General features: G+C 39.3%; 19 protein-coding genes. 9 read left to right on the forward strand and 10 right to left on the reverse strand.

Translation table 11 applies throughout. The annotated features are described in order from the left end of the window. Positions 1-704 precede the first annotated feature (704 nt). The 6 genes from H5161_RS07470 to cyoE all read left to right on the forward strand — a co-directional run bounded on the left by H5161_RS07470 (position 705) and on the right by cyoE (position 6,270). The gene (locus H5161_RS07470; protein ID WP_002958097.1) at positions 705-1,124 is read left to right on the forward strand and encodes a hypothetical protein; all 420 of its coding nucleotides are present in this window, start codon (positions 705-707) and stop codon (positions 1,122-1,124) included. 322 nt (positions 1,125-1,446) lie between these two features. Then, positions 1,447-2,406 carry a ubiquinol oxidase subunit II gene (gene cyoA, locus H5161_RS07475; protein WP_182769014.1) on the forward strand — a complete coding sequence of 320 codons (960 nt, stop codon included), beginning with the start codon at positions 1,447-1,449 and terminating at the stop codon, positions 2,404-2,406. Between the two features lie 2 nt (positions 2,407-2,408). Then, positions 2,409-4,397: a cytochrome o ubiquinol oxidase subunit I gene (cyoB, locus tag H5161_RS07480; RefSeq protein WP_024596558.1), complete on the forward strand. Its 1,989-nt coding sequence runs from the start codon at positions 2,409-2,411 to the stop codon at positions 4,395-4,397. Continuing rightward, positions 4,394-5,020 (forward strand): cytochrome o ubiquinol oxidase subunit III, encoded by a 627-nt coding sequence (gene cyoC / locus H5161_RS07485; RefSeq protein ID WP_002958100.1) that lies wholly within the window; start codon positions 4,394-4,396, stop codon positions 5,018-5,020. The genes cyoB and cyoC overlap by 4 nt, the downstream gene beginning before the upstream one ends. After that, positions 5,020-5,376, forward strand: a complete 357-nt coding sequence (cyoD, locus tag H5161_RS07490) for a cytochrome o ubiquinol oxidase subunit IV (protein ID WP_002958101.1) — start codon at positions 5,020-5,022, stop codon at positions 5,374-5,376. The genes cyoC and cyoD overlap by 1 nt, the downstream gene beginning before the upstream one ends. A 9-nt stretch (positions 5,377-5,385) precedes the next feature. Then, positions 5,386-6,270, forward strand: coding sequence for a heme o synthase (gene cyoE / locus H5161_RS07495; RefSeq protein WP_002958102.1), 885 nt, complete (start codon positions 5,386-5,388; stop codon positions 6,268-6,270). Between the two features lie 61 nt (positions 6,271-6,331). Here the strand turns inward: cyoE and H5161_RS07500 are convergent, their stop codons facing one another. Together H5161_RS07500 and H5161_RS07505 are read right to left on the reverse strand one after the other, a co-directional pair. Continuing rightward, positions 6,332-6,919 (reverse strand): FMN-binding negative transcriptional regulator, encoded by a 588-nt coding sequence (locus H5161_RS07500; RefSeq protein ID WP_182769015.1) that lies wholly within the window; start codon positions 6,917-6,919, stop codon positions 6,332-6,334. Further along, entirely contained in the window at positions 6,919-7,494 is a 576-nt protein-coding gene (locus H5161_RS07505) for a GNAT family N-acetyltransferase (RefSeq protein ID WP_182725159.1), read from the reverse strand. Before H5161_RS07505 ends, H5161_RS07500 begins: the two co-directional genes overlap by 1 nt. A 106-nt stretch (positions 7,495-7,600) precedes the next feature. Here H5161_RS07505 and H5161_RS07510 point away from each other — a divergent pair, with 106 nt between their 5' ends. Then, complete coding sequence (locus H5161_RS07510; protein ID WP_182769016.1) at positions 7,601-9,058, forward strand: PLP-dependent aminotransferase family protein; 1,458 nt, start codon at positions 7,601-7,603, stop codon at positions 9,056-9,058. Here H5161_RS07510 and H5161_RS07515 read toward each other — a convergent pair whose 3' ends face one another. The 4 genes from H5161_RS07515 to H5161_RS07530 form a co-directional block, all read right to left on the reverse strand. After that, a complete protein-coding gene (locus tag H5161_RS07515) occupies positions 9,059-9,724 on the reverse strand; it encodes a hypothetical protein (RefSeq protein ID WP_182769017.1) in 666 nt (221 codons plus the stop codon). 164 nt (positions 9,725-9,888) lie between these two features. After that, positions 9,889-11,871 carry a phytase gene (locus H5161_RS07520; RefSeq protein WP_182769018.1) on the reverse strand — a complete coding sequence of 661 codons (1,983 nt, stop codon included), beginning with the start codon at positions 11,869-11,871 and terminating at the stop codon, positions 9,889-9,891. Positions 11,872-11,882: 11 nt separating this feature from the next. Continuing rightward, positions 11,883-12,857 carry a metallophosphoesterase gene (locus H5161_RS07525; protein ID WP_165723817.1) on the reverse strand — a complete coding sequence of 325 codons (975 nt, stop codon included), beginning with the start codon at positions 12,855-12,857 and terminating at the stop codon, positions 11,883-11,885. A gap of 61 nt (positions 12,858-12,918) precedes the next feature. Then, positions 12,919-15,222 carry a TonB-dependent siderophore receptor gene (locus H5161_RS07530; protein ID WP_182769019.1) on the reverse strand — a complete coding sequence of 768 codons (2,304 nt, stop codon included), beginning with the start codon at positions 15,220-15,222 and terminating at the stop codon, positions 12,919-12,921. Between the two features lie 297 nt (positions 15,223-15,519). On the opposite strand from H5161_RS07530, the gene H5161_RS07535 reads away from it, so the two are divergent. Together H5161_RS07535 and H5161_RS07540 are read left to right on the forward strand one after the other, a co-directional pair. Continuing rightward, a complete protein-coding gene (locus tag H5161_RS07535) occupies positions 15,520-16,440 on the forward strand; it encodes a GGDEF domain-containing protein (RefSeq protein ID WP_024596554.1) in 921 nt (306 codons plus the stop codon). Beyond that, entirely contained in the window at positions 16,424-17,425 is a 1,002-nt protein-coding gene (locus H5161_RS07540) for an AraC family transcriptional regulator (protein WP_182769020.1), read from the forward strand. Before H5161_RS07535 ends, H5161_RS07540 begins: the two co-directional genes overlap by 17 nt. 1 nt (position 17,426) lies before the next feature. On the opposite strand, the gene H5161_RS07545 is transcribed toward H5161_RS07540, so the two are convergent. The 4 genes from H5161_RS07545 to ettA all read right to left on the reverse strand — a co-directional run bounded on the left by H5161_RS07545 (position 17,427) and on the right by ettA (position 21,148). Next, positions 17,427-17,930 (reverse strand): TlpA disulfide reductase family protein, encoded by a 504-nt coding sequence (locus tag H5161_RS07545; RefSeq protein WP_182769021.1) that lies wholly within the window; start codon positions 17,928-17,930, stop codon positions 17,427-17,429. Between the two features lie 62 nt (positions 17,931-17,992). Continuing rightward, entirely contained in the window at positions 17,993-18,901 is a 909-nt protein-coding gene (locus H5161_RS07550; RefSeq protein ID WP_182670834.1) for a histone deacetylase, read from the reverse strand. A 53-nt stretch (positions 18,902-18,954) separates the two neighbouring features. Continuing rightward, positions 18,955-19,320 carry a PilZ domain-containing protein gene (locus H5161_RS07555; protein ID WP_002958114.1) on the reverse strand — a complete coding sequence of 122 codons (366 nt, stop codon included), beginning with the start codon at positions 19,318-19,320 and terminating at the stop codon, positions 18,955-18,957. Positions 19,321-19,474: 154 nt separating this feature from the next. After that, a complete protein-coding gene (ettA, locus tag H5161_RS07560) occupies positions 19,475-21,148 on the reverse strand; it encodes an energy-dependent translational throttle protein EttA (protein ID WP_182769022.1) in 1,674 nt (557 codons plus the stop codon). Between the last annotated feature and the right edge of the window lie 18 nt (positions 21,149-21,166).

Here is a 21,166-nt window from a genome sequence, read left to right on the forward strand (position 1 = left end):
ATCTTTATATTGTGTGTGAAGATGTTGTCAGTGTGAAAGGCAACTCAAGTTCGGTGGATTCACTTCCATAAAGAACGAGTTTGAGTTGTTTTTATTCCCTACAATTGCCACGTAATGTAAACCAAAAATCTTTATATTGTGTGTGAAGATGTTGTCAGTGTGAAAGGCAGCTCAAGTTCGGTGGTGACTTAGCTTGAGTTGTTTTTATTCCCTACAATTGCCACGTAGTGTAAACCAAGAATCTTTATATTGTGTGTGAAGATGTTGTCAGTGTGAAAGGCGGCTCAAGTTCGGTGGTGACTGAATTTGGGCTGTTTTTATTTGTGCCACACAATTATTACTCCCTCCTAAAAACCTATAATCCTATTAAATATTTCTCTTTAAATCGTTTTTTATTTTAGCTAACCGAATGTTTTTTATCGTGTTATTTTTTATTAACAAAATAGCTTCGAAAGCTTAACTCAAATTAATTGATTTTTAGTTGAACAGAAAATTCTCTTTGTTATACTCACGTTCGAACTTTCAGTAAGTTTTGAAAGTTTGGTTGATACGGATCAATTTTCGCTAGGTAAATATGTGCTAGCTGGATTTGATTGTATTTAGCACCTGGTTTTAGGGTTTACAACAGCAATGTTTTTTAAATTTTTCCATTGCAAACTGTATTACTCTAATTTTGTTATAGTCATTTTAGTAGGTTAATGTCTTTGAACACACTTTCTTTGCATCATACAGCTACGGAACTTGCCTCTGGCGAGCCGCAGACGTGTGAACGCTTGAATAAAGCAGGCAAGGGCGTGTGTGTAGCTATAACTTTATTAGTGTTTAATACTGTAATGTTGCTAAGCGGTGCACTAGAGGATGCCTTCAAGCTTGAAGCGCTATTAAGTGATGGGTTTATTGTAGAGCCACTGTTACTTAATCTTGCGCAATTTTTAGCTCATCCGATCATATCAAGTCAGTTACTTATTGGCCTTTGTTGGTTATTGTTCCATATTTGTCCAGCGCGTCGTGCTGGCATAATCCTCCGTAAAGCAGCCTTTGCTTTTAGCGAGGCTAAAGTTCTTCAGCCTGTGATCTCTTCACATGGTTGTCGTGCTCCACCTAGCTTTACAGGTTGCCTGTAACGCTGCATCTTGTTGCTGGTTTTAATTATTTGTTCTTGCTGTAAATAATTAAGGTTAGCTAAAACAAAGTAGCTTCGTGTTTCTTTAAACACATTTCAGCCAACCACCACTCACCCAAGTTAACTTTTATTACGTTATATAAATGCGTTTAGAAAGCTGGGTTTGTTGCTAGGTCATTAATGGCATGAGCTTTAGGTTTTTTTGAATAGCCCCCTTATTTTTATAATTTAATTCTAGTTAACTTGGGTTTTTATTGAAAAATCGTTGCTTTGGTTTTTATTTTAAGCAGCAAATTGAAACTCTAGGTTTGTAGGATACTCCCTTGTTAATTCGTAACCTTTGTAATATTGCTTTAGCTAGTACAGTGCTGGCGTTGTCAGGCTGTAAAGGCGGGATACTCGATCCAAAAGGGCAAATAGGCATTGATGAGAAAAATTTAATCATCATCGCAACCGTGCTTATGTTGCTTGTAGTCGTTCCCGTTATTGTGATGACTTTGTATTTCGCTTGGAAATATAGAGACACTCAAAACCAAGAAATTTATGCTCCAAAATGGGCTCATTCAAATAAAATTGAAGCCGTTATTTGGGCTGTTCCTATTGTTATTGTAATCATTTTAGGTGTTATTACCTGGCAGTCTACCCAAGACTTAGACCCCTATAAACCCATTGAAGGTAAAGGTGAACATCTTACTGTTGAAGTGGTTTCACTAAACTGGAAGTGGCTATTTATATATCCTGAGCAAGGTATTGCTACGGTTAATGAATTAGTGTTCCCAGCAAATGTACCTGTTGAATATAAAATCACCTCAGAGAGCACAATGAATTCATTTTTTATTCCGCAATTGGGTAGTCAAATATACTCAATGGCTGGGATGGAAACCAAGCTTCACTTAATTGCAAATGAGCCAGGTACGTTTAAAGGCTTTTCAGCAAATTACAGCGGCGCAGGTTTCACTGGCATGAAATTTAATGCCATTGCTACACCTACTCAAGCAGACTTTGATAAGTGGGTGAGTGATGTGAAAGCGAATTCAAGCGCTAATAACCTGACTCATGCAAATTATGTTGAGCTTGCAAAAGCAAGTGAAAATAACCCAGTAGCATATTACGGAAAAGTTGATGACGGCTTATTTCATACCATTGTTATGAAGTATATGCAGGCGCATGGCGATATGAACAAAAAACACCATGCATTGGGCGAACATGGGCAAATGAGTAAAAAGCATCATGAAATGAGTGAGCACTCAATGCCTTCATCTCACAGCCAAGGCGAGGAATAATAATGTCGTTATTAGGTAATCTTTCACTCGACGCAATTCCGTTTCATGAGCCAATTCTTGTGTTCACGATGTCGGTTATTGCGATAGCTGGGCTTATTATTGCCGGGCTTATTACAAAGTATAAAAAATGGGGCGTGCTTTGGCGCGACTGGATCACGTCTGTTGATCACAAACGCTTAGGCGTAATGTATATTCTTTTAGCACTAATAATGCTGTTTCGTGGTTTTTCTGATGCAATAATGATGCGTGCGCAGTTGGCACTTGCTACCAGTGGTGCGCCAGGTTATTTACCACCAGAACACTACGACCAAATATTTACTGCCCACGGCGTAATCATGATCATATTTATGGCAATGCCATTTATGATTGGTCTAATGAACATTGTATTACCACTTCAAATTGGTGCTCGCGATGTTGCTTTTCCATTTTTAAATAATTTAAGTTTTTGGTTTACAGCCAGTGGTGCAATTTTAATTAACTTATCACTTGTATTTGGTGAATTTGCAAAAACAGGTTGGGTGGCATATCCGCCGCTTTCGGAGCTGACCTTTAGCCCTGGGGTGGGGGTCGATTATTATATTTGGGCCTTGCAAATATCCGGGCTCGGTACACTTCTAACAGCCGTAAACTTTTTAGCAACCGTGTTTAAAATGCGTGCACCAGGTATGACCCTAATGAAAATGCCAATTTTTACATGGGCATGTACATGGGCAAACATCTTAATTGCAGCATCATTCCCAATTTTAACTGCTGTACTTGCAATGCTAACGCTTGACCGTTATCTAGACTTCCACTTCTTTACCAATGAATTGGGCGGTAACGCCATGATGTACATCAACCTGTTTTGGGCATGGGGTCACCCTGAGGTATACATATTAGTATTACCAGCGTTTGGTATTTTTTCTGAAATTATTTCGACCTTTGCCGGTAAACGTTTGTTTGGTTACAAATCGATGGTTTATGCCAGCGGTGCAATCTCAATTTTAGGCTTTATTGTTTGGTTACATCACTTCTTTACTATGGGCTCAAGTGCTAACGTTAACGCGTTCTTTGGGGTAATGACTATGGTTATTGCCGTACCAACTGGGGTTAAGTTGTTTAACTGGTTATTTACTATTTACCGAGGTCGATTACGTATAAGTGTACCGGTACTTTGGACTCTTGGCTTTATGGTTACCTTTACCGTAGGCGGTATGACCGGTGTATTACTTGCCATTCCTGGCGCCGATTATGTACTGCATAACAGCTTATTCTTAATTGCACATTTCCATAACACAATTATTGGTGGTGCTGTGTTTGGTTACCTGGCCGGTTTTGTATTTTGGTTCCCTAAAGCAATGGGCTTTAAACTTAATGAAAAATGGGGCAAAGCATCATTTTGGTGTTGGATTATTGGTTTCTTCGTAGCATTTATGCCGCTGTACGTACTTGGTTTCTTAGGTATGACACGTCGCTTAAACCACACTAACAACCCAGATTGGAACATGTGGTTATACATTGCCGCAGGCGGTGCTGTAATTATTATGTTTGGTATTATCAGCCAAGTAATTCAATTATATGTGAGCTTTAGAGACCGTGAAGCGCTTGACGATACAACAGGCGATCCGTGGAACGGCCACACACTTGAGTGGGCTACAAGTTCACCTCCGCAAATTTATAACTTTGCAACAATTCCACATATTGATGATATTGATGCATGGACCGATATGAAAGAAAAAGGTCAAGCATATCAAGATAAAGCAAACTACAGCCCTATTCATATGCCTAAAAACACATCAGCTGGCGTGTTAATGGCAGCAAGTTTAACAGTATTTTGTTTTGCAATGATTTGGCATATTTGGTGGTTAGCTGTTGTTGGACTAGTAGGCGGAATTGCCATATTTATCAAACGTTGTTACACCAGCGATGTAGATTACTATATACAACCTGATGAAATTGCACGCATTGAAGCTGCATATAATTCAAGTGGCGTTAAGGAGTTAAAAGCGTGAGTACACTTTCTGCAAATTTAGACTCTGTATCACACGATGATCATGCCCACGCGCATGATCACCACGATACTTCGGGTGATACCGTATTTGGTTTTTGGTTATACCTAATGACCGATTGCCTACTGTTTGCCTCGTTTTTTGCCACTTACGCTGTGTTATTTATGAACACAGCCGGTGGCGTATCGGGTAAAGATATTTTTGAACTCGACTTTGTAGCAGTAGAAACTGCAGCACTACTGATTAGTAGTATTACTTTTGGTTTTGCCATGATTGCCGCTCAAGGGCAAAAAAAGGCACTAACACTGACTTGGTTATTTGTTACGTTTTGTTTAGGTGCTGTGTTTATTGGTATGGAAGTATACGAATTTCATCACCTAATTGTGCATGGCAATGGTCCACAACAAAGTGCCTTTTTAACATCGTTTTTCTCATTAGTTGGCTTACATGGTTTACATGTAACAGCGGGTCTAATTTGGATGACCATAATGATGATTGAAGTTGCTAAACGCGGCTTAGGTAAAGCAACCGTAACGCGTTTAAGCTGCTTAAGCCTATTTTGGCACTTCTTAGACATTGTCTGGATTTGTGTATTTACCGTTGTTTATTTAATGGGAGCAATGTAATGAGCCACAGCGAAACGCATGCGTTAAAGCAAACGCAAAGTGATCATCATGATGAATCTCATGGCAGTGTTAAAACTTACTTAATTGGCTTTGTGCTATCGGTAATTTTAACTGCTATACCGTTTTACATGGTAATGGAAGGTGACTTCTCAAAAGCAACAACGCTTTGGAGCATTGTTACTTTAGCAATCGTACAAATTTGGGTGCATTTAAAATACTTTTTACACCTTAATTTTACCACCGAAGATGGCCGTGCAAGTACTTTTTCATTCCTATTCAGTGCTCTGATCATCGTAATGGTTGTTGGGTTATCTGTTTGGATCATTTATGAATCTAACGCAATGATGATGTACTAGGAGTTGAAGATGTTTCGTCGTTATTTATCAGTGACAAAGCCGGGTATTATTATGGGCAATTTGATCAGCGTAGCGGGCGGGTTTTTACTTGCCTCGCGCGGTGATATAGACCCATGGTTAATGATTGCCACATTAATTGGTTTGTCGCTAGTGGTTGCATCAGGTTGCGCTATCAATAATGTTATAGATAGAGACATAGATGTGGCCATGGCGCGTACTCGTACGCGGGTTACAGTAACGGGCGAAATGTCGGCCTTTGCTGCACTTAGTCACGGTATTTTATTGGGTGTTGTGGGCTTTGGTTTACTTATCGCCTACACCACTCAAGCCGCGGTATTTTTTGCAGCCTTTGGCTACGTAATTTATGTAGGGGTTTATAGCCTCTACATGAAACGCAACTCAGTATATGGCACTTTTGTAGGTAGTCTCTCTGGCGCTGTACCGCCAGTAGTTGGTTACTGCGCCGTAACAGGGCAGTTCGATATGGGCGCATTAATACTGCTAGTCATGTTTAGCTTGTGGCAAATGCCGCATTCATATGCCATTGCTATTTTTCGCTTTAAAGATTACCAAGCTGCAGGTATTCCTGTATTACCTGTAGCGCAAGGAATTGATAAAGCAAAGCGCCATATCGTACTTTACATTGCTGTATATGCATTGGTGGTGATGTTGCTACCAATTACTGGCTACACAGGTGCTGCCTTTATGGCTGTTGCTTGTATTACCAGCTTTTGGTGGTTGCTAATGGCGCTGCGCGGTTATCGTCGTAATATTGATATGAGTAGCTGGGCACGTAAAGTGTTCGCATTTTCAATTATTAATATTACAGCGTTAAGCATTGCTATGGCTGTTGACTATCATAGCGTTGCTCCACAGCTATTAACGCTTACCTAATTTAAAAATTTTTAACTATTCCAAAGTTAATCCAAAGGCTCGAAAGGGCCTTTTTTTATGCCTAAAATAGTTTTGCAATAGAGCGCTTATTGGCAAGTTCTAGGCTTTGTTTTATTCGTGCTCTTACCTCTGGTGATTTATTTTGGCTTAGCTTAAAGTTTCCACTCCAATGAGTGGGAGTGAATTCTATAAAGCTTAATTGTTGATACATTGCTTGGCGATTGCTTTTGGGCACGTCAGTAATCTTCCAAATTGGCGTAAAGCCTTGCTCAAAATGGCTCGTTAGTTGCCGCATTATTTTGTCTTTCTCATTATCGCTTTCAATAATATTCACATTTGCAGTTACTTGTACTGATGAATAAAGCCAGCTCGGCAGTGTTTTATTATTACTATACGAGGGAGATAGATAACAGTTATCGCCACTAAATAGTAATTTTACTGACTGTTTATCACATTGCGCTAGCGGGTTATGTTTTGCTACGTGTGTAATAAATACATTACGTGAGGGCTCATATAATACAGGCACTTGGCATATATTATTTAAGTCACTTTGCGAGCAAGGCATTAAAATACTCGCTAGAGGGAATTGCTCAACTAATGCTTGCAAACGTTCAATATTATGTTCTTGAAAATGTGTGGGTGGGTACATTAAAGCTTCTCCTCTAACTGCAACTTAATGCTCTGCCAATGTTCGTCAATAATGCTAAATTTTGCAGTGCTTCTGTAACTTCCATCACTTAGCAATCTATCTTTATGGGCTATACCTTCAAATTGGGCGCCTAGTCGAGTAATTGCATTTCGAGATTTTTGATTTTTTTCGTGGGTATTAAATGTTATTCGCACTAAATTCAACGCGTCAAAAGCGTAGCTAAGCAGTAAATATTTAGTGTGAGTATTAATATAAGTTTGCTGCCAGTGATGGCTTATAAATGTATGACCAATTTCAGCACTTAAGTTATGCGTATCTAATCTAAATAGTCGTGTAGTGCCTACAACCTCTTTGCTGGCTATGTCTACTATGGCAAATACAATTTGTTCTTTGTTATTAAATTGTGCACTGGTGGTAAACCATTCCTTTAACTGTTCGGGTGTTTTTGTATAGTTGCTTAATACCCATTCCCATATTTTTGGATGTTGCCCAGCTTTATATAAGCTTTTTAAATGCTCATAATTTAATGGCTCTAAAATTACCTTATTTGTTTTATGTATCTGTTGAGTAAACATGTTGCCTCTATGCTTTGCTATTTACGAGCAACAAATGTACGCTAATTTGGTTTGGTAAAAACAACCAGAATTGGCTTTTTAGCTATACCAGTTATAAAGGGATAACATGCAACCGCTTAATATTGAATTTAATGACTCAAACAAAGCTAAGTACATACAAGTTGCAGATGCTTTGCGTGGTTCTATCGTAAAGGGAGATATTGCACCTGGTATAAAACTCAGTTCTGCTCGAGTTATGGCGCAAACGTATCAGTTAAATCGCCATACAATAATGAACGCATTGCAGTTATTAGTAGCCGAAGGATGGCTAGAATCCCATGAACGCTCTGGGTATAGCGTCACTCAAACACTACCAATTCAAAGCAGTGCTAACTGTGATCACACGCCAGTTTTAACACCAAAACCTTATAAATTTGCTACAGAGTTAGCCGTGCCTATTCCGGCAATGAATTTAAAAGACTACGTATATAATTTCGCAGGTGGACTTCCTGATTTAAATAGTTTTCCCTATAAAGAATTTAAACGCTCTATGAGCCATGTATTTAATCATTTAGATACCAGTAAACTTCATTATGGTGATATAGGTGGAGTGAGTGAGCTAAAAACTCAGATAAGTGATTACTTACATAAAACTAGAAGTTTAAAAGTATCAGACTTACTTGTATGTAATGGCTCACAAGAAGCTTTATTTTTAATTTCTAAGGCCTTTATAAGTAAAGATGACTTCTTAGCCGTTGAGACTTTAGGCTACCCACCAGCACGCAAAGCCTTTGCTGCTTGTGGCGCGCAATTAATAGATATAAAACAAGATGAATATGGTTTATGTGTTGATGACTTAAAAGCGCAACTTAGACGATATCCAATAAAAATGCTGTACTTAACCCCGCTGCATCAATATCCAACTACCGTTACGCTTTCGCCCACACGGCGCATGCAAATTTATCAATTATGTTATGAGTATGGCGTAATGATTATTGAAGATGATTACGATCACGAGTTTCATTATCGCTGTCAGCCATTGCAACCTATGGCTGGGGACGATCCCGCTGGGATTATTATTTACTTATCTACATTTTCTAAAATCATGTTCTCAGGCGCTAGAATTGGCTACATTTGTGCAGCTCCTGAAGTATTAGCACAGTTAACCGCATGGAAGCAGTTAATGAATCATAAAAATGATGTGGTTATGCAGCTAGCCGTTGCGCACTTTATGCAAGAAGGTGGATTTGAGCGCCACTTAAAACGCATGACTAAACGCTATAAACAACGTTATGAAGCAATGGACAACACGTTAGCGTTGCTGCAATCACAGGGGCTACCAATAGAGTATAAAAAGCCAGACGGCGGTATGGCAATGTGGGTTAACTTAAATAAAAATACGAGTAATATAAAACAAGCAATGCAAAGTAAAAGCGTGTATTTACAAGCAGAATCTGAGTTTTACTTTGCTGATTCAGTGAGAAGTTTAATGCCTAAGCAATATAGTTATGTTCGCTTAGGCTTTGCAGGGCAATCAGTTGAGGCAATGAAGCAAGGGATCAAACTCATAACTGAATATAAGTAACTATTTTTTAAAGTCATCAGTATTGTAATAAAGTGGTTTAAGCGTGCCGCAGTTAATAAATTTATAGGTAAGCTCATTTTCAGCTGGGACACGTTTTGAGGTACGAAGCTTTTGCATACATGCATTAACTAAATCAACAAAAATAAGATGGTTATAGCTCGGCGCTTGTTGGATTTTATGAATATAAATACGCTCAGTACCGCCTAGATTAATCATGTCGTAATCTTGCCATTGCGATGATTCACTTAAATCTTTTAGCTCTCTGGCATACAGTTGCTTACTCAGTTCAAGCTCTTTTTTTGAGTAAATTAAACTACCACCTTGTTGGTAATCACCCTCGTAAATGTCGGCAATAATCGTAATTTCTTCACCACGCATTAAATGTTGAATATTAAACGCTTGTGGCTTAACCGTGATTAGCTCAGCATTTCTAACAAAGTTTAAGAGTGCGACATCGGGGTTTCCTATTTTATAAACAACTTGCACATCATCTGGAGAATTATAACTAGGTAAGTTAATCGCAATTATAGATGAGCCTTGATTAACCAAAGCCATAGGATGCTCAGCATTGTAAGTGGGGTCTACCGGTGGTAGTTCTGTTTTTTCTTCTTCTGCTACAGCAAAGCCACTTAAAGTAACTAGTAATAAAGTAAGTAGTAGGCGCATTATAATCTCAATTAATTTATGAGCTTAAATTGTAGTATAAAAATATATATTACATTGAGTTAATACTTAACTGCAAAGAATTGTATAAAAGGCTCAAATGAGCCTTTTATACAATTTCAAGGTAATCTCAATGCGACATTAAAATAATGGCGACTAAATAAGCACTACTTAATTGCTTTTTTTACTTCTCGCCAATCTATTATTTTAAAGTTTTGAGGCTGCTGTGGCATACGGTTATAACCATCTTGTACAACTAAAATACCTTCAGGATAACCCGGAAGAGACTTAGATGTTACTGTTAACCCGTCGGTTTCTGATGAGCCATCAATACCATTAACCAAATCACTTATTACACTAAACTTACCTGCAAACTCTAAGCTAGGTGTTTTAATGCCCGCAGTACCATTCTTTATTTTATACAGTACGTAGCTGTTATCACCTTGGCTCGAAACAACTAAATAACGTGTTTTGTCGCTGTGGTAAATTTCCATACCTTCAACATCATCAACAAGTTGCTCATTTATACCTTGCAGCATAACCGGTGTACTGCCTGCCGTTGGCTCTGCACCTATAAACCAAATACCGGCATCTTCTTCGCCTACAAATAATTGTCCTAGTTCATCATCTGCACTACAGCCTTCTGGTTGGCTTGGTAGGTTAAACTCGCGAACAAGTTTGCCTGTTATTTTTTCGTTATTCTCACTGATTTTATATTGCTGATATAGCCCCGATTTATCATTTACAAATACATAGTTCCCCGTATTTGACGAGTACATACATAAGCCATAAATTTCATCAAGATTGGTAGGAATATCAGCAATGTACTTCACACTATTATTAGCTTGTACTGTAAATACACTAATACCGTTAAGCGTTCGGTTACTGGCAGTTATTAATGTATTGGTACTGTTTTTAATCGTGCTATTTTGTCGCAGGTCTACGTTATTTAAACGACCAACTTCAAGTGACTGTTCAAGCTTGCCATTTAGGCTGTATACCATTAGTCCACGGCGTTTATCGGTGCCTAAAATTAAGCTGTTTGCTGCATCTTTAGGGTTAACCCAAATTGCCGGATCGTCTGCTGCATCACCAAACGCTTGTACGGGGGCAGTTTGTGCACTTGCCTTTATTTGAGTAATTGATTGGGGGCTGGTTTTTAATGATTTTATGATAGGTGTTACAGGTAGTGTACTTTTAATATAAGCGCCTGTTTCGTCGTTATACAGCACTGCCGTTGCCGCGCTGTTACTTGTGTAATTTACCGCTACCGATTCCAAGCTCAAGTCACCATTTAACATCCAGTTATTAAGCATTTTACTAATTGGATCATAAGCATACACAGTATTGTTTTTGGTACTAGTAAACCAGATAATACCATCTTGCGAAGCTGAAATAGCTCCTAGTTCACTGTCTAACTTTCCAAAGGGGGCAACTAAAGCAATCGGTTTTTTATCTGCTTGCGATTCCGCGTTCGCGTTTATTGCCCAAATGCCTACTTCGCTTTCACTTACATATAAGGTATTTGTTGTTGTACTTACAGCACAACCCGACGCCTCACTAACGCCAGAAAATTCACGTACATTTACGTTAACCGCTTTATTATTCGCTGTATCAAAAATAATAGTTTCGGTAATTAGCCCGCGTACATCAGGTACAAATGCCGATATTGATTCACTCGCTTTATTAGCAAATAAACACACCGTATCGGGTTGTGCTTGTGGTGGGTTAATGCGGGTTAGTTCAATTGTATCCCAGCCACTTTGAGTGTGCTCAAGCTTAAATATAACAACGTTATCTTGATTGTTATCAATAGTTGCAACCAAAAATGAGTGTGCTGTTAGCTTAGTGACAGCAAGCGCTTCAAAGTTACCTTTTTTTATAATGCGGCTTTGTTGCGTTTCACTTTCAACTAACACTAAGCCTTTGCTTTCGCTTGCTAGCAACCAATTGTTATTATTTAACCATGCCGCTTGTGAGCCTTGCATGTTATCTGTTGGACCAAATTCAGTACTATTAATGACTATTTTATCGGATGTGTTTTTTACTGCCGTATTTGTAGCCATATTACTATTGCTACACGCACTTAATGTACTAAGCACTAAGCTACTTACAATTAAGCTAATAGATGTTTTTAATTTAAAGTTCATGTTGTAACCCTTTATTGGTCAAAGCGCTTTTGAGTGCTGTAACGCACTTCGCCTTTATAGTTAATAGCCGTTGCTTTTAGTGCTTCATTGTTAATCGAAAAGCTCAAAAATCCTGGAGTAGCTTCTGCAAAACGCGTAAATTCACGTTGTTTTACGTAACGCGCTTCGCTACCACCACCAGATACAAAGTGGTCGAGTTTACTGCCATCTATTTGGTTATGTTGCAGGTCATGTTCGTGTCCTGCTATGTATGCTTGCACACCATTTTGCTCAAATATGGGCTCGAGTAAATTACGTAAACCTTCAGTAAGTCCGTAACGTTTTCCACTGCTATAAAGTGGGTGATGACCAACCACTATTTTCCATCGTGCTTGGCTATTTGATAGTTGGCTATCTAACCATGTTAATTGCGCTTGGCTGTTTTGCCCTTGAGTTGCTTTGTATTTTTCGCGTGTTTTGTATTCAGGATTTAAAGTATTAGTGTCTAAAAACACCATTAATATCTGCTCGCCACCTTTTAAAGTAAAGGTTTTGCTGTAATAGCGTGCAGGTAAATTCCAGCGCTGACTTTTTTTACTGTAATCAAGTTGTGCTTGCGCATTACCTAAATAATCATGATTACCCAGTACTACATACCAAGGCTCGAATGTATGTGGACCATGGTAAATATCTTCATAGGCACTTTGCCAAAGCGGGTCGTTAACACTTGCCACGCCATTGGGATAAAAGTTATCGCCAGTTGAAATAGTAAAATCACCATCCGTTTGAAACATCGCTATTTCTAACTGGTGTGCTACGTCTTTTTGATAAAAGTGCCCGTTATGTCCCCAATCACCAATAACCGTAAAATTTAAGCTCTTAGGCAGCACCGTCAAGTTGGCAATTTTTTGTTGCTCGTATAATACATCGGTGTACGTTACGTTTGCCAATACGCTTTGTATACTGCATAAGCCAAGTGTTATTAGCAGTAATGTTTTTTTTATCATTATAGTTCTCTCATGTTTGGTAGCGCTAAATAAAGTGATTAGCACTACCTCATAAACTTATTTAAAACGCGTAACGCAGCATAAGTTGATAAACCGGTCCCGCTTCTTCAGATTCAATTTCGTACTCATCAAAGCTTCTACTAAACTGATCTTCAACGGTATCAAATTTATTAAAGGTTTCGTCTTTACTTGCATCAAGTAGGTTTGAACCCACCAAGCGTAGCGTTACATCTTCCCAACGTTTTTCTAAAAACACTTCAAAGTCGGCACTGTAAGATGTAGTTATTTCTTCACCTACAATACGTCCATAGGCATCACCTTGCTTACGGTAAGTTACGCCAAATGCAGCTTTGAGTTCGGGTAAGTCTTGAATAAACCCAATGTTATAAACGTAGTCTGATTGGTCGTTAAATTTGCGAGTTCCAAAAAAATCGGTTACTTCACTATCAAGCCATGAGTAGTTTAAAAATACACCCGTATTAGGCATGCTAAATGCGCCAAGTGGAGTAGATAAATCAAGCTCAACTCCTTTAACATTACCATCGCCGGTGTTGCGTGGTTGCAGTACAAATGTACCTTCGCCCTCAGAGCCTTCTTGTCCTGTATTTGCTATTTCTATTAGGTCATTTACTTTGCGATAAAATAAATTAATACCTACAACGCCACTTTTTCCTAAGCGATACTCGTAGCCTAAGTCCATACCCCAAGCTGATTCTGGTTTTAATTCAGGGTTCCCTAGTTGGTCGTTATCGCCAAGCTCTTTTTCGATAAGTGCCGGCGTTAAAAAATCAAACTCAGGGCGGCGTAAACTACGCGCAATCGATGCACTTATACGCCCATTTTCGCTAACGTTATAACGAAAGTGTGCCGAGGGGAGGATAAAGTCGTAACTATTATTTTCGGTCACGCCAATTGTTTTATCATTAATTTTAGAATCGGTAGACTCCCAGCGAACGCCCAGCTCCCAAGCAAATAAATCATCTTTGTGCTTAACAAGGGCAAATAAGTCAAAGCGATCTTCTTCTAAAGTATTTACACCACCAGTAACCGCTTCGTACTCGCTATTAAATGCAGCAAGCGTTAAAGGTGATGCTGCGTATTGATCCCAACTGGTAAGTGCAAGTTCTAATTCGTTTTGCGATTCTAAAATTTCACTGTCGCGTTTTTTATTTTGTAAAAATGCACCAAGCTGAATTTCTTTGCTGTCACCCCAAGGTTGGCTGTGTTGCCACTGTAGAGTCCATTCTTTATCATCTATTTCACTTTTAGTTTGCTCTTCTTCAAATACCATAGGCAGCTCTGAGGTATCTAATTCGACTTCTTCCTCATAAACAGACTCTTCAAACCGAGCAAAGCCAAATTTAAACTTACTTGTGCCGCTTAGTAGTAGAAATTCATAAGCGGTATTGATGTTGTAATTAGTTTGGTCAATATATTTAACATTGGCATTATCTGTTTCTAAGTTACCGCCATTTACAATATCGTTATTGGTTGCAGTTGGGTCGTTGTATTCAAATGAACGTTCATCCTCAGTACGCTCTGTATCAACCCACATAGCGCTAATATTAAACTGACTATCGTCGTCAAAAACAATTTCGTAGCTGGAGTTAAGTGATGTGTCGTCGCCATCGCGAGTGTCTGATTGGTCTTCGCGGTTATCAAACTCTTCTGTTTGAAAATTTATATTGTTTTCAGGGCTATCGCCGTAGCGCAAACTAGTTTTTTGTTTTGGGTTATATCTGCCTTGTAAATTTGCACCAAGTAATAAGCGCCCACCAGCAAATTCAGTACCGTACACAGCAGCCAAGCTTTCTTTAAATTCACCATCGTCATAAAGCAAGCCACCAGCACGCAAGTAACCGCCATCTAAACTGTAACCATCGCGCAATACAATATTTAATGTGCCCGCAATAGCATCGGCTGAGCGGTTAGCACTTGATGAGCGAATAATTTCAACGCGTTCAATTAACTCAGCCGGAATTCGGTCAACAAAAAATGAACGGTCGGCACCAGCGCCAGGTACTTCTTCACCGTTTATAAGCACCTTTGTATAAGCAGGGCTTAACCCCCGCATACGTGCACCATCCGATTCAAGCACATCCGATAAAAATGTAACACTGGGTACTCGTTTTAATGCATCGCCTGCGGTCAATGGTTCAAAACGTTGAAAGTACTCTTGTGAATATTCTAAGGTTGGTGCGAGTTCGTCTGAGCGGTTTCTGTAGCCAATTTCACCGTATACAACAATTTTGTCAGAAACTTCGATATCTTTTTTTGTGGTTTCTTTTGCATCATCTTCTGCATAAGCCGTTAAATTACATAAGGCTAATGCGGCTACCAGTGCTTTTATTTTAAAGTCTTTCATTGTATTTGCTCTTGGTTATTGCTGGGTTGTTTCTTGATATGGCGAGCAAGCTAAAGATATTTGATTACGTAAATGTGACAGTGTTTAGTTTAAATACATGTATTTAGAGGTGTTTGAGCAATATCTAGAGCGTATTGAGCTTTTATCACTCCTCGTAAAGTCAGGTGTTATGTACCGTGCAGGGCTGTTTTTAAAGTAGGTATCATTTAGTTGTCATATAGCTGAGCTAATATGACCCTGCTAACAAAAACTTGTATGAACTAACTTTAAAACTCATTTATAAACGAGATACCGCACATGCGATTTAACCCCTTTATCAGCCACCGATTATTAATAAACGCTATTATTGCGATGTTTTTTAGCGCTGTGTTTTTAAGTAGTTATTTAGGTGTATTAAAAACTTACGCCAGTATTCAGTGGCTCGATATTATGGGGGAGGGCGGTATTGTATTAATGACTCTCGTATGGATTGCCGCGTTATTAATTTCAAGACCACCGGGTAAAGTAACCACTTACTTAGTGATAGGTGTTGGGTTATTTATGTTCTCGGCAACCCTCGATTTACTTGATGAATGGCTAATGCATCCCGCCCATCAATGGCTCAGTTGGATTGAATCTCTGCCAGCACCTTTAGGCATGTTGTTAACGAGTGTGGGTTTGTATTATTGGCATCAAGAGCAGTACGTATTAAATCGTCAGCTACGCCGCCGTGAAGCGCATTTACGTGAGCACGATAAGGTGTGTTCAGTTACAGGTCTTTATAAGGCGCAGTACCTAGATTCTGCAATTAAAGAGCAACTTACGAGCAAACAACCACTCTGGCTTGGGGCTATTGATATTCGTGATTTTTCGCATTTTAATAGTGAGTTTGGCTTTAGTGAGGGCGACCGGTTACTGCGTGAAATTAGCGAGCTATTGTTAATGAATTGCCGACTAAGTGATGTAGTGTGCCGCTACGCAGGGGATTGCTTTATGGTATTGATGCCAGCCACCACAGAGCAGCAAGCTAAAGAGTTGATGGCACAAATTAAAGGAGCTCTAAAGCATTGTGCATTTAAAGTTGAAGCATCTAAAAAAGCAAAGTTTCAATATGTCACTACCGCCTTAATACAAGGTAATACGCATAGCAGTACAGGTAAACTAACAAGCCAACTGCATAGTCAATTACAACAAAAAAAGCATCAACTAAAAGTAGCGCACCGTGCACATGTTTGTTAGCCAAGACGACAAATATTTAAGCGCTCAAGGGCTTATTACGTCAGCTGTAGAGCTTGCTCAAAGCCGAAACATAAATTTACATAAGCTGCTACGCGGTACCGGTATTTTTGAACAAGACTTACTTAATTTTCAGCATACATTTAGTGTGTCTCAGCAGGTGCGTTTATTAGCTCAATTTAAGTTGTTGATGAAAAGTACTGACAGTGGTTTTTTACTCGGTAGCCAACTTATTAACGACACTCGAGCCGAAGCTCAGGCATTAAAATATAGCGATAATTTAGCTCAAGTATTAAAGCAATTATCACTTTTAAGAATGCAATTAGCGCCTTTGCTGTTTAGCCAAACGTATATTAAAAACGATAATGTTTATATTTATATTCAGCCAGCACATGGGTTTGATGAAAGCCTTTACCACTATGTGCTAGAGATATACAGCACTGCATTTTATAGTTTACTTAAACGAGTGAGCGAAAGTTACCCGCATTGTCAGTTCGACTTTGCTTTTAAACGCCCTCGGCATATTCAAGAATACGAGCAAAATTTAGGGCTAAAGGTAAGTTTTGATAAGCCATGTACTCGCTGGGTATTAAATAAAACCATGTTAAGGGCTAAAAACCCGCATGCGATTCAATTACGATTTATGCAAGCGCAGTCGCAGCTACATAATAAAAGCGTAGTTAGCATGACTTTTATTGAAGCCGTCTGCAGATACTTATACTCTCACCCAAGTGCTAATTTAGAGTGCACCGCAAAGCACTTTGCTATGAGCTCAGCTACATTTAAGCGCAGACTCAAACTCAATGGGGTACGCTTTTCAGCGTTAATAGATGAGCAAAATAAGCACAAAGCTATTTACCTACTTACTCTGTGCGCCAAACATAACGAACAAGTCGCTGAACATTTAGCTTTTTACGATATACCTAACTTTCGGCGCGCCTTTAAACGCTGGACAGGCTTAACACCTAATCAGTTAAAAGCGCAATAAGTTACTCAGTTGCCATGTCTATGGAGTGCAACAATGTTCGTGCATTTAAATGAAGATTTGGATCTTCTGGGTTTGACGTATTAGTCAGCCAAATTACATTGCCTTCTTTATTTACAAATAATGTAGTAGGTGTGCCTCGTATACCTAATTGCTGTGCTATTGCATCGGCTTTTACAGCTGTTTTAAAAGTATAACCTCTTTCGCTAAGTGCTTTAGCGGGAGTAGCATCGTCATCTTCTTCAAAGCTCACGGCAATAACTTTTAATCCCATATCATCAATTTTTTGAAGTGCTGGCTGCAGCTTTTTACAGTACGGACACCATGTTGCCCAAAAGTGTAAAACGTAAGGTTGACCTAATAAATCTTGAGTGTTGAGTGGCGACCCATCAGCCATTTGTAAATTTAATGTTGGCAATTTAGGATATGTTGCTTCTGAGCTTGTACCTTGTGCGTAAGCTGTAAAGCTTAATAAAATTAGCGTGATGGTAATAAATAGCTGTTTCATAATATGCTCTTTTTTATTTTACATATTAAACAAGAACGATAATTTAACATTTTTCTTTCAAACTAAAAGCCAGCAGCTTGTTCAACAACAATAGCGTGGCGTTTAGCGAGGCGTAGGTGATCTCTATCGTAACCTCCACCTATCACAGTAGCTACAGGTGTATTGTGTTCAAGGCAGCGTTTTAGCACTAAATGGTCACGTTTAGCTATGCCATCCCAGCTAATATCTAGCTTACCCAAGCCATCACCTTGCCAAATATCAACGCCAGCATCGTAAAGTACTAAGCTTGGGTTTAGCTCTTTAAGTAAATAACTTAGTGTTTCGTCAACTATGGCAAGGTATTCGTCGTCCTTCATATTATTTGCCAGGCCAATGTCTAAATCGCTAGCGGACTTTCTAAAGGGGAAGTTTTTTTCGCAATGGATAGAGCAAGTATACGCATAGGGCTGATGCTGTAACATTGCAGCTGTGCCATCACCTTGGTGCACGTCTAAATCAAAAATAAGTACGTTAGTTACCTCACCCGATTCAATTAAAGTTTGCGTGGTAAAGGCCAAATCGTTAACCATACAAAAACCTGAACCAAAGTCATTATGTGCGTGATGTGTACCACCAGCAAGATGACACGCTATACCGTGTTTAAGTGCTAAGCGGGCTGTTTGAAGCGTTCCTTGAGGGGCTGTAAATGTACGTGCCATAAGCTCTTTTGACCAAGGTAGACCAATGCGACGCATTGCTTTTTCATCTAAGCGGTTGTGCCATAAATCTTGGATATAATTATCGCAATGCACAAGCTCAAGGGGCTCTGGCGTGCCTAATATTGGCTCAACTAGGTTACTGCCGATTAAACCAAGCTTTGCAACATGTTGATATAAATGTGCAAATTTACTCATTACAAAGCGATGCTTAGGATCAAAGCTAAACGAGTAGTTAGGATGGTATACCAAAGGCAAATGAGGATTTAAGCGCATATTTACAAGCTTTATAAAGTTTGCGCTATGGTAATCAACTTAAGAGAATGAGTCTATTGTGAGTCATTAATAAGTGACGCTAATTCGCGATGCAGTAGCTCATCATCGGCTAAGTTTAGCTCTATTAAACGCTTTAAATAAGTAATACTGTCTATATCAATGTGATGGCATTTTAAACCAATATGATCGGCTTCAATATGGCAAATCACTACTTCCATTTTTATTTCTATATCGCTTTGAGGTAATGTAAAACGCAGTATTGCTTGCGTATTGTGGCTGCCAATAAATGCATCACAATTAGTAACCAACGCGCCATGTAACGATAGATCGAGTAATTTACACGGATACTGTTGGCTATCAAAACATAACAGAGCGTTAGTTGAAAATAGCACACGAGAAAACTGTCGACGATTTTGCATAACCTAATTTAGCCTTACTGTTTTTATAATAAATTAAGCATAGCGGGTAATTCTCTACATGCTAGCAAGATGTGCTCCTGTAATGCTGGTGACATAAAAAAGCCCTGCAAAGTGCAGGGCTTAAGTTATACAAACATAAAATTAACCAATATTTTTAGCCAATTTTTTTGTACTTAATACGTTTAGGTTGAGTTGCCTCAGCGCCTAGGGTCTTTTTAAGCCACTCTTCATATTCAGTGTAGTTACCATCAAAGAAGTTAATTTGACCTTCATCACGGTAATCTAAAATATGTGTAGCGATACGGTCAAGGAACCAACGGTCATGCGAGATACACATTACACAACCTGGGAACTCTAAAATAGCGTTCTCCAGTGCACGTAGTGTTTCAACGTCCAAGTCATTGGTTGGCTCATCGAGTAGTAACACATTGCCGCCAGCTTTTAATAACTTAGCAAGGTGTAAACGGTTACGCTCACCACCTGATAGGTCTTTAACAAACTTTTGCTGATCGTTACCTTTAAAGTTAAAGCGACTTACATATGCTCGGCTTGGGAACTCAAAGTTACCAATTTTCAGTACGTCTTGTCCGTCTGATATTTCTTGGAAAACAGTTTTGCTTTCGTCCATACCGTCGCGGAACTGATCAACAGTAGCTAGGTGTACTGTTTCGCCAACGCTGATGTTACCGCTGTCTTGCGTTTGCTCACCGCTTATCATTTTAAACAGCGTTGATTTACCCGCGCCATTCGCGCCAATAATGCCCACAATGGCACCTTTTGGCATGCTAAAGCTTAAGTCATCAATTAAAACTCGATCGCCAAAACTCTTACGAAGATTAGTTACTTCAAGTACTTGGTCACCTAAACGCGGACCAGGTGGGATAAACATCTCGTTAGTTTCGTTACGTTTTTGGTAATCAGACTGCTGCATTTCAGTAAACTGAGCCATACGTGCTTTTGACTTAGCTTGACGACCTTTAGGGTTTGAACGAACCCATTCAAGTTCTTGCGCAATTGATTTTTGACGTGCTTTTTCAGATTTTTGTTCTTGCTGTAAGCGCGCATCTTTTTGTTCAAGCCAAGAAGAGTAGTTACCTTCCCATGGAATACCTTCACCACGGTCAAGCTCTAATATCCAACCAGCTACATTATCAAGGAAGTAACGGTCATGCGTTACAGCCACAACAGTGCCTTCGTAATCGTGTAAGAAGCGCTCTAACCATGCAACCGACTCAGCATCCAAGTGGTTAGTAGGTTCATCAAGGATAAGCATGTCTGGTTTTTCAAGTAATAATCGACATATAGCAACACGGCGACGCTCACCACCTGAAAGGTGCTCAATTTTAGCATCCCACTCTGGCAGGCGAAGTGCATCAGCTGCGCGTTCTAAAACGTTGTCGATGTTATGACCATCGTGCGCCTGAATAACAGCTTCAAGCTCGCCTTGCTCTTTTGCAAGTGCGTCAAAGTCAGCGTCTTCCATGGTGTATTCGTTATACACTTCGTCAAGACGTTTAAGTGCATGTTTAACTTCGCCAACAGCTTCTTCAACAGTTTCACGTACTGTTTTACTTTCGTCTAAAACAGGTTCTTGCGGTAAATAACCAATTTTAGTACCAGGCTGAGGATGTGCATCACCTTCAAAATCTTGGTCAACACCGGCCATAATACGCAGTAACGTAGATTTACCAGAACCGTTTAAACCAAGCACACCAATTTTAGCGCCAGGAAAAAAGTGCAACGAAATATCTTTTAAGATAGTGCGCTTAGGTGGCACAACCTTAGATACTCGACTCATCGAGAATATAAATTTATCAGGTAAAACCATGGAGGAAAGCCTTCAAAT

The sequence above is a fragment of the Pseudoalteromonas sp. SG43-5 genome, from assembly GCF_014164345.1.
In the GTDB taxonomy this organism is placed as follows: Bacteria; Pseudomonadota; Gammaproteobacteria; order Enterobacterales; family Alteromonadaceae; genus Pseudoalteromonas; species Pseudoalteromonas distincta.

Excerpts from the sequence above, each read along its gene's own strand:
- cyoB (WP_024596558.1), top strand. The coding sequence starts at position 2,409 with ATGTCGTTATTAGGTAATCTTTCACTCGACGCAATTCCGTTTCATGAG.
- cyoD (WP_002958101.1), top strand. The coding sequence starts at position 5,020 with ATGAGCCACAGCGAAACGCATGCGTTAAAGCAAACGCAAAGTGATCAT.
- cyoE (WP_002958102.1), top strand. The coding sequence starts at position 5,386 with ATGTTTCGTCGTTATTTATCAGTGACAAAGCCGGGTATTATTATGGGC.
- H5161_RS07500 (WP_182769015.1), bottom strand. The coding sequence starts at position 6,919 with ATGTACCCACCCACACATTTTCAAGAACATAATATTGAACGTTTGCAA.
- H5161_RS07505 (WP_182725159.1), bottom strand. The coding sequence starts at position 7,494 with ATGTTTACTCAACAGATACATAAAACAAATAAGGTAATTTTAGAGCCA.
- H5161_RS07510 (WP_182769016.1), top strand. The coding sequence starts at position 7,601 with ATGCAACCGCTTAATATTGAATTTAATGACTCAAACAAAGCTAAGTAC.
- H5161_RS07515 (WP_182769017.1), bottom strand. The coding sequence starts at position 9,724 with ATGCGCCTACTACTTACTTTATTACTAGTTACTTTAAGTGGCTTTGCT.
- H5161_RS07520 (WP_182769018.1), bottom strand. The coding sequence starts at position 11,871 with ATGAACTTTAAATTAAAAACATCTATTAGCTTAATTGTAAGTAGCTTA.
- H5161_RS07525 (WP_165723817.1), bottom strand. The coding sequence starts at position 12,857 with ATGATAAAAAAAACATTACTGCTAATAACACTTGGCTTATGCAGTATA.
- H5161_RS07530 (WP_182769019.1), bottom strand. The coding sequence starts at position 15,222 with ATGAAAGACTTTAAAATAAAAGCACTGGTAGCCGCATTAGCCTTATGT.
- H5161_RS07535 (WP_024596554.1), top strand. The coding sequence starts at position 15,520 with ATGCGATTTAACCCCTTTATCAGCCACCGATTATTAATAAACGCTATT.
- H5161_RS07545 (WP_182769021.1), bottom strand. The coding sequence starts at position 17,930 with ATGAAACAGCTATTTATTACCATCACGCTAATTTTATTAAGCTTTACA.
- H5161_RS07550 (WP_182670834.1), bottom strand. The coding sequence starts at position 18,901 with ATGCGCTTAAATCCTCATTTGCCTTTGGTATACCATCCTAACTACTCG.
- H5161_RS07555 (WP_002958114.1), bottom strand. The coding sequence starts at position 19,320 with ATGCAAAATCGTCGACAGTTTTCTCGTGTGCTATTTTCAACTAACGCT.
- ettA (WP_182769022.1), bottom strand. The coding sequence starts at position 21,148 with ATGGTTTTACCTGATAAATTTATATTCTCGATGAGTCGAGTATCTAAG.